The organism is Pseudomonas sp. NFACC02, from assembly GCF_900110765.1.
In the GTDB taxonomy this organism is placed as follows: Bacteria; Pseudomonadota; Gammaproteobacteria; order Pseudomonadales; family Pseudomonadaceae; genus Aquipseudomonas.
Genome location: NZ_FOEO01000014.1, coordinates 86,637 through 98,649, shown reverse-complemented (window position 1 = coordinate 98,649; position 12,013 = coordinate 86,637). Strand labels below are relative to the sequence as shown.

The window sequence follows — 12,013 nt, the reverse complement described above, 5'->3', positions numbered from 1 at the left end:
CAAATTCTGGTCAATCCGAGATTCGCCGCCGATTTTGGTAACGCCGCGATACCTGTAGGAGCAATCCGAGGTTACGAGGGTCTGGGCCGCACTCGGACGAACGCGGTAGGTCATACACCGGCGATGCTGCTGAGCCACCGCTTTCCGTCGGGATGCCGCTCAGACCAAGCTTGCTTCTGCAGCGGACGTTACGGGTGGGTACGTCGTGTAAATCACTCCGATCCGCTAGGCATCCGCGCTGGCAGGGAGTAGCGTGAGACAGACTTCCTGCCTTGAATGGACGCTGTCATGAGAACTCGCTGGATCTGTTTTCCCCTTCTGATGTTTGCCGTCAGCAGCGTTGCGATGGCCGCCGACTGCCCTCCGTTGTTGCAAGGCGAGCTGCCCAAGCTGCGGGCCAAACAGAATATCGACCTGTGTGAACAATTCGCAGGCAAACCGATGGTGGTGGTCAATACCGCCAGCTTCTGTGGCTTCGCCCCACAGTTCAAAGGGCTGGAAGCCCTTAATCAACGTTTCAAGGGGCAAGGCCTGGAGGTGCTTGGCGTGCCTTCCGACGACTTCAAGCAGGAATCCAGCGACGCCGCTGAGACCGCCAAAGTCTGTTACGTCAACTACGGCGTGACGTTCACCATGACCGAGCCGCAGCCGGTTCGCGGTTCCGATGCGATCAACCTGTTCAAGGTGCTGGCCGAGCAAAGCAATGCGCCGCGCTGGAATTTCTACAAGTACGTGGTAGACCGCAAGGGTCATGTGGTTGCCAGTTTTCCGAGCACCACCACGCCGGATGATCCGAAGCTGATCGCGGCGATCGAGAAGGCGATTGCGTCCAGGCCTTGAGTCTCAAGCGACAGGTTAATCCCCCCATAACGAAAAACCCCGCAGCCATCGCTGGCTGCGGGGTTTTCTGTATGGCGAACCGGTGATCTGCCGGTCCCGCCAACTGCATCAGAAGCGGTAGGTCAAGCCCACGCCGAAACCGTTGGCGCTGTTTTCATACTTGGCGTTGTACGTCTGACCCAGCGGGCTGACGTCGTGAACCTTGACGTCTTCTTCTTTCAGGTACGAATACGCGACGTCAATGGTGATGTCGTCAGTCGGGCTATAGCCAGCGCCCAGACTGAAGATGGTACGGTCGCCCGTCGGAATGCGTGGCGAGCGATTCTCGTTGTTGGTTGGCGACTGGTCGAACGACAAGCCGGTACGCAGTACCCATTGCTTGTTCAACTGGTAGGACGTACCGATGGCGTACGCCCAGGTGTCGTGCCAGTTTTGCTCTTCGGTGATGGTGCCGAACAGACGAGGTGCCAGAGCGCCACCGCTCACGCCCGAGTTCTTGACGGTGATGTCTTCCAGACGGCTCCAGCGAGTCCAGGTCGCGCCAGCGTAGAGCTTCCACGCGTCGTTCATCTTCTGCGTGACAGAGAAATCAACCGACTCAGGGGTGTCAAGGCTGAGCTTGGCGTCATAACGCCCTGCACTCAACAACGCTGGAGGAACGCCTGCACCCGGCGTGACCTCAGTGTGGCCTTCGAGTTTGTAGGTGACTTTCGAGTGGTAAGTCAGGCCCACGCTGGTGGTGTCGGTGGCCTGAACCAGGATACCGGCGTTGAAACCGTAACCGACGTCATCCCCTTTCACCTGAACGCGACCGTCGCCCGCCGGGCGACCGGTGATTGGAGCGGTTATGCCGCTCAGGTTCGGATTCGATTCCAGAGCACCGGAGATACGGTTGATGGTTGGACCGAAACCGATCGAAACCTTGTCGTTGAAGGCGTAGCTGATCGTCGGCTGGAAGGTGACGACCTTCACGATGCTCTTGCTGCCGAAATTACGGCCCTGGAAGCTGCTTTCGTAGTCGGTCACCAGACCGAACGGGGCGTAAACGCCCAGGCCGAAGGCCCAGTGATCATCGACAGGGTTGACGTAGAAACCCATTGGCACGGCGATGAACGGAACCATGTCGCCTTTGTTGGTACCGCTGCTTCTGCCGCTTGTATCGGAGATGTCGGTCTTGGCATCGATCGCAGCCACGCCTCCAGTCACTTGCTGGCGTTTGAGGCGCGACATGCCGGCCGGGTTGCCGTAAACGATACTGGCGTCATCGACAGAAGAGGAGCGACCGGCGAAACCGGTGCCCATGCCGCTGATGCTTTGTTCGTTAAGGGCAAAACCGGAGGCGAAAATCTGGGTGGAGGCGAGTGTAATGGCGAGACTGAGGCTGGATTTGATCATTGTTGTTTTCATTGTTAGAACTCCTTGTTGATCACCGCGCGGAAATTACCAATATTTTTCATAACGCGCTATAGGCTGAATCGCCCTAGATAGAGCAGTTTTTGTAGGACAATCTGAGAAAATAGCTGGGAACGTCAGCGAAACCGTCAAGTCACAAAATGGCCTGCTCGGTCTGAAACAGGGGGCTTACCGAGTGTTGCCAGGCCCTCGTGAAATCCTGAAGGCGGCCTTGCGGCTGAAATATCCGGCGCCAAATTCGGGCCATGCCCAGCAAATCATCTCCAGCGGGCAATGAGAGGTGGCTGGCTTCCACCATCAGCCAGGCAATCGCTGTGGAGTAACGCAGGTTGACGGTCAACTCCAGATCGGGGCCGCTCAGAAACGCATGCTGGCTGGCCAGGCCCCTGACCAGGCTGGCGAGGTCCGGGTCCTTCGCCAGGTATTCGTCCCAGACTTTGTAATGAAGGGTGTCGGAGATGCTGTAGAGGCCGTGCCCTCGTTGGGTGTCGAGCTTTGCACCCAAGGCGGACTGGCTGGCCGCAACCGCGAGCAGGAAGAATTCTGCCCCGGGATGGTGGCGGCCGAGATAGATCAGCGTGGGGCGGATCACATGACGGCACAGTTCACTGGCGGCGATTCCCATAACACCCTCGGGAAGTGATTGAGCCGGTGGACCCTGGTGCTTGGCAGCGGTGATCGGGGCGGGCCCACCGGAAGCGGCCCAGACCGCTTGACTTGAAGTGTAGTGTCATATTTGCGGTGTAAAGGGCTGTTTTTAAAATATTTCTCGATTTGTGCCACGCTTTATAGCGCGCCTGGCGATTAAGCTGCGGTCATTTTCATAAAGAAAACAGGCACAAAAAAGCCCCACCGTTTAAGGGTGAGGCCTGGATGCTGGATTTTTTCAGCCGACGAACGGTATCAGGCCGTCAGTGCCTGGCGCGTGCGGTCGATCACGGCCTGCAGCGGTTCAGCGCTGGAGTACTGATCAGGATACAGGCGCTCGCTGTGACGTGCGATTCCATGCTCGTTGACGATGGTGAAGCTGAAGCAGCCTTTGCGAGCAGCCATGATCAGGCAGTCCATGGGTGCGAAGGCGTTGGTGAGGGTGCGAATAGCGTTTTGAGTCTGGGTATGAGTAGTCATGTAAGGGTGTTTCCTGAATCGACACGCAATAAGAGGCGTGCAAAATAAAAACGTTCCAGTAAACGCGGACCGATGCTCGAATGCGAGTCAGGGCAGGGCGCAGAACCTGTCTGGAACAAAAGCAGCCAGTTGAAGCGCGGTTATCGTGTGGCGCTGGGCTGACTGGTAGGTACTTCGGAGGGCAGGCGACACAACAGGAGCAAAGGTTCGATGCTCGGGGTGAAGATCCTGATCAATTTGCAGGCTGGTTGAGCAGTCCATGACGCTTTTTCACACCTCCGATCATTCGGCAGGTTGTGCAGGTTCATGTCTGGAAACCATCGAGGTGATCGATCCCTTTTTTCAGTCCGTTTTTGCTCAGCAGCAAATCATGGCCAGGGGATTTGTTCGATCAGAATTGACTTTCAGCTTGGTACTAACGGCGGCGATGCTAACGGATTTGCCTTCACATGGGAAGGGCCTTACAGAAAAAAGCTGCCATTACCGGAGCAACGGGGCGATTGGCGGTTTGTTGAGCGCTTATAGAGCCTGGTCGTGAATGCCAAAGCGTCACTTATAGCGATTGGAAATTGACTTGTGCACATTAGGTCGATGACCTGCCATCTCACTGTCATATTCGCTCGTAACAGCCTGATTTCAGGCGGCGAATTATTAAGTCAATGAAAACCATCGCTTTTTTTTGTTGGTGAAAAAATCGTCAGTTTGAACGCAGGCCCCATTCTATCTGCGTTTGCGAGGGTTAAAGGGGCGTTGTCCACTGAGTTATCCACAGGTTCTGTGGATTGTCCCAAGCCGTTGCTCTAGTACGCGGCTTTGCGAAGGCGTACGGACGCGTACGACACTTTCTTCCTCGTCGCTCACCGCTCATGCTGCAATCGGTGAATCGGAGTCTGAATTCATTTCCGCTTCTGCGCATAATGCCGCCAGCATGAATTGTGGAGTCGGGAAATGTTTATGGCTTTGGACCTCACCAGCCTGCTGCTGGGTTTGGCCGCAGCGGCGGTGCCGTTGCTGGCACTGGCGTGGCAGCTGCAGCGGCGGGTGACGCTGCGTGAAGCGGAATCGGCGTTGCTTGAAGAGCGCCTCAGCACCGCGCAGTTGGCCCAGGACGGGCTTAATGCGCAGCTCGATGCCTGCCGGGATGAAATCAGCGACCTGGGGCAGGCCAATGCGGTCAAACAAGCGGATCTGGCAGCGCTGCGCAGAGAAGTGGAGTTGCTGCGTCAGCAGCAGGAAGCCGCGCGTCAGGCACAGGCGGACTGGTGGCAAGAGCGCAACGACAAGGAAACCGAGCTGCGCCGTCTGGATGCGCAATGCGCGTCACTCCATGCCGAGCTGCGCGAGCAGCAGGAGAGTCATCAGCAGCGCCTGAATGACCTGCAAGGGTCTCGCGATGAGCTGCGCGCGCAGTTTGCCGAGCTGGCGGGGAAAATCTTCGATGAGCGTGAGCAGCGCTTCGCCGAAACCAGCCAGCAGCAATTAGGACAGTTACTGAATCCGCTCAAAGAGCGGATTCAGTCATTCGAGAAACGTGTCGAAGAAAGCTATCAACAGGAAGCGCGCGAGCGGTTCTCGCTCGGCAAGGAGCTGGAGCGCCTGCAACAGCTCAATCAGCGCTTGAGCGATGAGGCCACCAATCTGACCCGCGCCCTCAAGGGCCAGAAAACCCAGGGCAACTGGGGGGAATTGATTCTCGAGCGGGTGCTGGAACACGCCGGCCTTGAGAAGGGGCGCGAGTACCAGACGCAGGTCAGCCTGAAAGGTCCGGATGGCGAGCGCTTCCAGCCCGATGTGCTGATCATGCTGCCGGGCGACAAGCAGGTCGTTGTGGACGCCAAGGTCAGCCTTACGGCGTATCAGCAGTATGTCTCGGCCGACGACGATGTGATCGCCCAGGTCGCCTTGAAGCAGCACGTCCTGTCGCTGCGTAATCACGTCAAAGGGCTGTCCGGTAAGGACTATAAACGGCTGGAAGGCCTGCACAGCCTGGATTTTGTCTTGCTGTTCGTCCCTATAGAAGCAGCTTTTTCGGCGGCGTTGCAGGCCGAATCGACCCTGTTTCAGGAGGCCTTTGATCGAAACATTGTCATTGTCAGCCCGACCACGCTGCTGGCCACACTCAGGGTCATCGACAGTCTTTGGAAGCAGGAGCGTCAGAGTCAGAACGCGCGGGAGATCGCCGAGCGGGCAGGCTGGCTCTACGACAAGTTTGTGCTGTTCATCCAGGATCTGGACGAGGTCGGCAATCGCTTGCAGCAACTGGACAAAGCGTATGGTGCGGCCCGTAACAAACTGGTCGAGGGACGTGGCAACCTTGTCAGCCGTAGCGAGCAACTGAAGCTGCTGGGTGCCCGGGCGAGCAAGAACCTCCCGGCGGATTTGCTCGAGCGTGCGATGACTGATGATGACGGGTTGGTGAAGTTGCCTGAGTAGGCCTGTGTGGGGCCAGCGCCCGCGTGCGGTGAGGTCAAAATCGCCATCGGTGTAGAGACCGAAAATGACGTCTGGTGCTTTACCGTTGGTCGCGTGACCTCGGGTTTTAACGGGTTTGAAATGTCCTAACATAAAGAAAGGGAAAAATTTCCTGCCGCGACACTCGGTAGCAGGCGTAAAGTGCGACTTACCACTATGATTTGCTCAGGCGGATCAGAAGTTGGCTGCCGGGTATTTCCCTGAAGGGGGCGTTATATGAACAGCAAATGGCAAGAATGGCTTCATGATGTGGGTGTCGCTTTGGGTTTGATCGAGCGGCCAAAATTGCAGCCTGTTCCTGTGCGAACCGATGATGAACGCCGTCGTCCGCGTCGCTGATTTCGGGCCGACCTCAACGTAACCGACAGCGGCGCTATCTTCCGATAGCCCGCTCAAGCTCCTGCTTGGGGGGTCAGGCGATCCGCCACGGATTGAGTCGGCGGCATGTTTGTTCACCTTCCATTCCTGGCGAAATCTAACGCATCTGCGTTTAGCGATTCTTCCTCCTTACATTGCCTTCTGGATCAAGTCGATCAGTCCCTGCAACGTCAATTGGCTATTGGCCGAATCACTGAAATGCGTGATATCGGACCTGACACTGTTTGGCAGAACGATTTTGAAATCGGTTTGCAGGGTGGTGAAGAACTCTTCGAAATCCTGTTCGTCCAGCTCCAGCTCGCTGAGTAGGGCGTCGTCCTTCTCCTGGATCAGAGACTTGTCGACAAGGATTTTTCCGAGTGTATCGATGACGTGCTGTCTGACTTCGTTACGGTCCATGGCAATCCCCCTGATTTGACGTATTCGAAAAATGACCCCGACTTCAAAAACAGAGGGTTGTGACGTAACTGTCTGGCGGTTGACGGCTCCTGAAGTGAACGCATCTTTACGGCGACTCGCCAGCACGCTGTCCTGACCAAGGCTAGTTCAACTTTCATGGCCGGAGCCGCCTTGGTCGTGCGGATTTTTTGTAACTGCGCATAAATAAGGGCGCTCTCAGGCGCCCTGATCTGTTTCAACCACGTCACGGCAAGGACGGTTACGCAATCACGCTGCGCGGGTCAACGCGACACTGCGTGTCGATACCAGGCTGACCAGTACAAAGCTCGCCAGGCCGACCGCCAGGCTGTAGTAGATCGGTGTATTGGCGTCCAGGCCATCCTTGAACATGAATGCCAGAGCCGTGATGAAGCCCAGGGTCATGCTGGTGATGGCACCCGCCGTGGTGGCGCGTTTCCAGTAGATCGCACCGATCAACGGGATGAGCATGCCACCGACGAGCAGGTTGTACGCCAGCGTCAGTGCGCTGATGACATCATTGACCACCAGCGCGATCGCCAGTACGACCAGCCCGGTCAGGGCCGTGAACAGGCGATTGATGCCCAGACTCGATTGTTTGCCGCCACGCAGCTTCGGCAGCAAGTCTTCGGTCAGGGTGGTGGACGCCGCGAGCAGGCCAGCACTGGCGGTGGACATCATGGCGGCGAGTGCCGCAGCGATGACCAGACCACGGATGCCATCTGGCAGTGCAGCTTTGACGATTGCAGCGAACGCGGTATTGACATTGCTCAGGTCGGGCAGCAAAACATGCGCTGCCATACCGATCAGTGCGCAGACCAGTCCGTAGACGATGCAGTAAATGCCGGCTACCGAACCTGCGTATCGGGCGACGTTTTCGGTACGTGCAGTGAACACCCGCTGCCAGATGTCCTGACCGATCAGGATGCCGAAGAAGTAAATCAGGAAGTAGGTGGTGATGGTGTCCCAGCCGATGGTGGTCCAGTTGAAGCTGGACGTTGGCAGCCTGGCGACCAGTTCGTCCCATCCGCCCACGCGGTACAGGCAGATCGGCAACAGGATGAACATCAGGCCGACGGTCTTGATCACGAACTGGACGATGTCGGTCAAGGTCAGTGACCACATGCCGCCGATGGTCGAATACACGACCACCACGCCACCGCCCAACACGACCGATAGCCAGAACGGGAGATCGAACAGCACCTGCATGACGGTGCCAATGGCGAGGATGGAGGTCACGCCGATCATCAATGCATACGCGAGCATGATGACCGCGCTGGCCTGGCGGGCCATCGGGTTGTAACGCTTTTCGAGGATTTGCGTCACGGTAAAGATACGCAGCTTGAGCAGCGGTCTGGCGAGGAACAGGTTCAGCGCGATGATTCCCGCGCCCAGTGCCGCACAGAGCCAGAAACCGGAAAGGCCATGCACATAACCCAGGCGAACGGTGCCGACAGTGGAGGCGCCGCCCAGAACAGTGGCGGCCATGGTGCCCATATAGAGGCTGGGCCCAAGGTTACGACCGGCCACCAGATAATCTTCATGGGTCTTGGCTTTGCGCATGCCATACCAACCCAACACCAGCATGCCGGCTGCGTAAATCAGCACCACACAAATATCTAAAGCCATGGGTGTCTCCAATCATTGTTTTTATAGTGAATCGCACTTCATCCGGCTGAGACGGCTCAGGCAGTCAGCGGGTGAAGGCTGCTTATCGTGTTGTGCCGCGATGAGCTTTTGCAGGAGCGCGCTCGCCCGCGATTGCCATTTGCCTGTGAAATATCTGGCACTGGCACACTGCGTTCGCGGGCAAGAGCGCTCCTACAGGTTCGGCGTGACTACTAGCGGTGCGTGACACCCGGCAGCACGCAGAGCATTTCGTACAGCAGATTGGCGCCCAGCAGCGAGGTGTTCCCGGTGGTGTCGTAAGGCGGCGAGACTTCTACCAGGTCGCAACCGATGAGGTCGAGACCCTGGCAGCCACGGATGATTTCGATGGCCTGAATGGTGGTCAGTCCGCCGATTTCAGGGGTGCCAGTGCCTGGCGCCCACGCCGGGTCGATGCCGTCGATGTCGAAGCTCAGGTACACCGGACCTCCGCCGACTTTCTCGCGCACTTCAGCCATCAACGGTTCCAGCGATTTGTGCCAGCACTCCTCAGCTTGCACCACCCGGAAGCCCTGTTTGCGGCTCCAGTTGAAGTCTTCAGCGGTGTAACCCTGTGCGCGCAGACCGATCTGCACCACGCGGTCGCAGTCCAGCAGGCCTTCTTCCACCGCGCGGCGGAAGGTCGTCCCGTGGGCGATCTTTTCGCCGAACATGTGGTCGTTGACGTCAGCATGGGCGTCGATGTGCACCAGACCGACCTTGCCGTGTTTCTTGTGGATGGCACGCAGGATTGGCAGGGTGATGGTGTGGTCGCCACCCAGCGTCAGCGGGATGATGCCGTGCTCCAGAAAGCCGTCGTACGCTTCTTCGATGATGCGCACGGCATCCAGCAGATTGAAGGTGTTGATCGCGACGTCGCCGATGTCGGCAACAGAGAGGGAATCGAACGGTGCGGCGCCCGTGGCCATATTGTACGGACGGATCATCACCGATTCGGCACGGATCTCGCGAGGACCGAAACGGGTGCCAGCCCGCAGCGACGTGCCGATGTCCAGTGGCACGCCAATGAAGGCGGCATCAAGACCCGCGGCCGATTGCAGGTGGGGCAGACGCATCATGGTGGCGATGCCGGCGAAGCGCGGCATTTCGTTGCCGCCCAGTGGTTGGTGGAAAATCTTGTCCACGGGATTGCCTCATCGGTGGGTGATCGGTAGGTGTCAGAAGCCGGTTGTGCTTTGCAGAAGCTGTGCCGATTCTGCGAACCGGGCGGCTTGCGAACAATCGCTGAGGCAAAATACTTAGTTCAGAAATTTCTGAAGTATCGGGTAAGCTTCGCGGATTGCTACCGCGACACCCTTTCCCGGACACATCATGGCCAACGCATTACCCGATCTCAAACTGCTGCGTATCTTCGCCTGTGTAGTACGCCATCAAGGATTTGCCAGCGCGCAGCAGGAACTCAATCTGTCGACGTCGGCCATCAGCACCTACATGAGCCAACTCGAGTCGGCATTGGGCATTGTGTTATGCCATCGTGGTCGCGGCGGCTTCAGTCTGACCAGCAAGGGCGAGTTGTTTCATCAGGAAACGTTGCGTTTGCTGAGTGAACTCGAAGGTTTCGAACACTACGCGGCAGCGCTCAAGGGCGAGCTGCGCGGGACATTGAACCTTGGCGTGCTGGACTCCACGGTCAGTGACAGGGCGCTGCCGTTTGCAGAGGTGATTGGTGCGTACAGCGAGGAGCATCCGGCCGTGCATTTGCACCTGTCGGTGATGAGCCCCTACGAGTTGCAACTCGGAGTACTGGACAATCGTCTGGACCTGGCCATTGGTTCTTTTTCCACGCGCATGAACGGTTTGCTGTATCAGCCGCTGTACAGGGAACAGCACTGGCTGTACTGCAGCAGCCGCCACCCGTTGTTTGCCGAGCGACGCATTCCTGAGCCGGTGATCACTCAGCAGCGCATGGTCGGACGTGGGTACTGGAGTCAGGCGGAACTGGCCCGGCATGGGTTCAAGCACAGTGCTGCCACCGTGGAGAGTATGGAGGCGCAGCTGATTTTGGTGCTTTCCGGCGCGTACATCGGTTATCTGCCAGAGCATTACGCACAATCCTGGGTCGATTCCGGGCATTTGCGTGTGCTGTTGCCCGCGACATTTGGCTATCAGGCGCCGTTCTCGATGATTCTGCGTCGCGGGCGCAGCCGCGAGCCTCTGATTCAGACGTTTCGCGACCTGCTCAAAGCGCAGCTCAACCCACTCTGAGAGGCCCTGGTCATGTCCCGTGCTCGCTGTGAGCGTTGCCTGCGTCCCGAGAATCATTGCTTGTGCGCGCTCATTCCCGCCCTCGACAGTCGCACCCGCGTGCTGATCCTGCAGCACCCCAGCGAGGTCAATCACGCCTTGAACACGGCGCGTCTGGCGGTGCTCGGGTTGAACAATGCCGAGTTGGTGGTGGGGGAGGTTTTTCACAATCTTGAGACGTTGCTCAATGTGCCGGGTTATCAGGCCCGGCTGTTGTTCCCGGGGGAGGCCGCGTCGGCGCTCACCGCCCGAACGGGCGACGTCGAGCCCTTGTTGCTGGTGATTCCCGACGGCACCTGGCGAAAGGCGCGCAAGCTGCTGCACCTCAATCCAGTGCTTGCCGCGTTGCCCCGCGTCACGCTGGAAAATCCGCCGCCCTCGCGCTATCGCTTGCGCAAGGTACCCGGTGTGGAGGCTTTGTCTACGCTGGAAGCGATTACCCATGCGTTGCACACGCTGGAGCCGGATCGTTCGTTCGAGTCGCTGCTAAAGCCGTTCGATGCCTTGATCGAGGGGCAGATTGCGGCCATGGGGGAGGAAACCTTTCGCCGCAATCATTCCTGAAAGTCAGCCATTGAGTGGGCCTGACGAGCTGTCGGTCTGTGAAGGTCGGGCACCCTGCATGCGCCGAATATAAGCTTCGGTTTCCCGCGCTGCGTCCTCTTTGTTGAAAAAAGGGCCTTCGAGGGTGTTTTCCCGGGTGCTGAAAAAATACAGGCCATTGACGCGGGAGACGCGGTCGCTGCGAAAGTGCACGGCGGTCTCAGGGTCTTGCTCACGCTTGCTTAACATAGCCTTCTCCGCGCTGGGGAGGATGGTCGGAAAACGATTCAGGACGGCTAAACCTGTGTCCGGCGGTCCAACAACTTATCCACAGCGTGAGACGGAAAAGTCGGCTGGCCGAGTGACACTTTACTCCGAACTGCAAGCGTTGGATGCAGTGCGGTCAGTCCGGTTCAATGAAATGAACGCCGAGACTTCGGCCGCCTGATTGCTCACGAGCACGGCCGGACAACGCAAGTGGGGGGGGAGCCGACTCGCTGGCGAACGACAGTGTGTCAGCAGCATCGACGGTGGCTGACAGCCCGCATTCGCTGCCCTCGTAACCTCGGACGTCTCCCACAGGGGCCGGGTTGATACTCGAATCTGTGTCCAGACCTCAGACCGGTGGGAGTGAGCTTGCTCGCGAAGGCAGTGGGTCAGCAGCATCGAAGGTGAAAGACATACCGCATTCGTCCGAATTGCGGCCCATACCCTCGTAACCTCGGAGGTCTCCCACAGGGACGGCGTCGTTGACAGCCAGGGGCATCCATCAGATCGCTGTCCGGGCCTCGGGCTTGTGGGAGCCGGCTTGCTGGCGAATGCAGTGGGTCAGCAGCATCGATGGTGGAGACATACCGCATTCGTCCGAATTGCGGCCCATACCCTCGTAACCTCGGACGCCTCCTACAGG

At 58.1% G+C, this 12,013-nt stretch carries 13 protein-coding genes; 6 read left to right on the top strand and 7 right to left on the bottom strand.

Annotated features, from left to right (window positions below):
* Positions 1-288: 288 nt before the first annotated feature.
* Complete coding sequence (locus BMY73_RS14130; RefSeq protein WP_062380093.1) at positions 289-840, top strand: glutathione peroxidase; 552 nt, start codon at positions 289-291, stop codon at positions 838-840.
* A 108-nt stretch (positions 841-948) separates the two neighbouring features.
* On the opposite strand, the gene BMY73_RS14125 is transcribed toward BMY73_RS14130, so the two are convergent.
* The 3 genes from BMY73_RS14125 to BMY73_RS14115 form a co-directional block, all read right to left on the bottom strand.
* Positions 949-2,247 carry an OmpP1/FadL family transporter gene (locus BMY73_RS14125; protein ID WP_062380095.1) on the bottom strand — a complete coding sequence of 433 codons (1,299 nt, stop codon included), beginning with the start codon at positions 2,245-2,247 and terminating at the stop codon, positions 949-951.
* 139 nt (positions 2,248-2,386) lie between these two features.
* Entirely contained in the window at positions 2,387-2,878 is a 492-nt protein-coding gene (locus BMY73_RS14120; protein ID WP_062380097.1) for a hypothetical protein, read from the bottom strand.
* A 278-nt stretch (positions 2,879-3,156) separates the two neighbouring features.
* A complete protein-coding gene (locus BMY73_RS14115) occupies positions 3,157-3,381 on the bottom strand; it encodes a hypothetical protein (RefSeq protein ID WP_062380099.1) in 225 nt (74 codons plus the stop codon).
* 259 nt (positions 3,382-3,640) lie between these two features.
* Here BMY73_RS14115 and BMY73_RS27985 point away from each other — a divergent pair, with 259 nt between their 5' ends.
* The 3 genes from BMY73_RS27985 to BMY73_RS28590 all read left to right on the top strand — a co-directional run bounded on the left by BMY73_RS27985 (position 3,641) and on the right by BMY73_RS28590 (position 6,192).
* Positions 3,641-3,919 (top strand): hypothetical protein, encoded by a 279-nt coding sequence (locus tag BMY73_RS27985; protein ID WP_139214227.1) that lies wholly within the window; start codon positions 3,641-3,643, stop codon positions 3,917-3,919.
* A 530-nt stretch (positions 3,920-4,449) separates the two neighbouring features.
* Positions 4,450-5,814, top strand: coding sequence for a DNA recombination protein RmuC (rmuC, locus tag BMY73_RS14110; RefSeq protein WP_162770499.1), 1,365 nt, complete (start codon positions 4,450-4,452; stop codon positions 5,812-5,814).
* 255 nt (positions 5,815-6,069) lie between these two features.
* Complete coding sequence (locus tag BMY73_RS28590; protein ID WP_256571180.1) at positions 6,070-6,192, top strand: PA1414 family protein; 123 nt, start codon at positions 6,070-6,072, stop codon at positions 6,190-6,192.
* Positions 6,193-6,360: 168 nt separating this feature from the next.
* Here BMY73_RS28590 and BMY73_RS14105 read toward each other — a convergent pair whose 3' ends face one another.
* The 3 genes from BMY73_RS14105 to speB form a co-directional block, all read right to left on the bottom strand.
* Positions 6,361-6,630 carry a hypothetical protein gene (locus tag BMY73_RS14105; protein ID WP_092407809.1) on the bottom strand — a complete coding sequence of 90 codons (270 nt, stop codon included), beginning with the start codon at positions 6,628-6,630 and terminating at the stop codon, positions 6,361-6,363.
* A 267-nt stretch (positions 6,631-6,897) separates the two neighbouring features.
* Positions 6,898-8,277, bottom strand: coding sequence for a sodium:solute symporter family protein (locus BMY73_RS14100; protein WP_092407807.1), 1,380 nt, complete (start codon positions 8,275-8,277; stop codon positions 6,898-6,900).
* Between the two features lie 212 nt (positions 8,278-8,489).
* Positions 8,490-9,440 (bottom strand): agmatinase, encoded by a 951-nt coding sequence (gene speB / locus BMY73_RS14095; protein WP_062380107.1) that lies wholly within the window; start codon positions 9,438-9,440, stop codon positions 8,490-8,492.
* A gap of 187 nt (positions 9,441-9,627) precedes the next feature.
* Here speB and BMY73_RS14090 point away from each other — a divergent pair, with 187 nt between their 5' ends.
* Both BMY73_RS14090 and BMY73_RS14085 read left to right on the top strand, forming a co-directional pair.
* The gene (locus tag BMY73_RS14090; protein WP_062380109.1) at positions 9,628-10,521 is read left to right on the top strand and encodes a LysR family transcriptional regulator; all 894 of its coding nucleotides are present in this window, start codon (positions 9,628-9,630) and stop codon (positions 10,519-10,521) included.
* Positions 10,522-10,533: 12 nt separating this feature from the next.
* Positions 10,534-11,124 (top strand): tRNA-uridine aminocarboxypropyltransferase, encoded by a 591-nt coding sequence (locus BMY73_RS14085; protein WP_092407805.1) that lies wholly within the window; start codon positions 10,534-10,536, stop codon positions 11,122-11,124.
* A 3-nt stretch (positions 11,125-11,127) separates the two neighbouring features.
* On the opposite strand, the gene BMY73_RS14080 is transcribed toward BMY73_RS14085, so the two are convergent.
* Positions 11,128-11,352 (bottom strand): DUF6316 family protein, encoded by a 225-nt coding sequence (locus BMY73_RS14080; RefSeq protein WP_062380111.1) that lies wholly within the window; start codon positions 11,350-11,352, stop codon positions 11,128-11,130.
* Positions 11,353-12,013: the final 661 nt, after the last annotated feature.

Bases quoted from the DNA above. Each gene is read 5' to 3' on its own strand.
- BMY73_RS27985 (WP_139214227.1), top strand. From the start codon at position 3,641: ATGACGCTTTTTCACACCTCCGATCATTCGGCAGGTTGTGCAGGTTCA.
- BMY73_RS14080 (WP_062380111.1), bottom strand. From the start codon at position 11,352: ATGTTAAGCAAGCGTGAGCAAGACCCTGAGACCGCCGTGCACTTTCGC.
- BMY73_RS14130 (WP_062380093.1), top strand. From the start codon at position 289: ATGAGAACTCGCTGGATCTGTTTTCCCCTTCTGATGTTTGCCGTCAGC.
- BMY73_RS14125 (WP_062380095.1), bottom strand. From the start codon at position 2,247: ATGAAAACAACAATGATCAAATCCAGCCTCAGTCTCGCCATTACACTC.
- BMY73_RS14090 (WP_062380109.1), top strand. From the start codon at position 9,628: ATGGCCAACGCATTACCCGATCTCAAACTGCTGCGTATCTTCGCCTGT.
- BMY73_RS28590 (WP_256571180.1), top strand. From the start codon at position 6,070: ATGAACAGCAAATGGCAAGAATGGCTTCATGATGTGGGTGTCGCTTTG.
- BMY73_RS14100 (WP_092407807.1), bottom strand. From the start codon at position 8,277: ATGGCTTTAGATATTTGTGTGGTGCTGATTTACGCAGCCGGCATGCTG.
- BMY73_RS14085 (WP_092407805.1), top strand. From the start codon at position 10,534: ATGTCCCGTGCTCGCTGTGAGCGTTGCCTGCGTCCCGAGAATCATTGC.
- BMY73_RS14105 (WP_092407809.1), bottom strand. From the start codon at position 6,630: ATGGACCGTAACGAAGTCAGACAGCACGTCATCGATACACTCGGAAAA.
- BMY73_RS14120 (WP_062380097.1), bottom strand. From the start codon at position 2,878: ATGGGAATCGCCGCCAGTGAACTGTGCCGTCATGTGATCCGCCCCACG.
- BMY73_RS14115 (WP_062380099.1), bottom strand. From the start codon at position 3,381: ATGACTACTCATACCCAGACTCAAAACGCTATTCGCACCCTCACCAAC.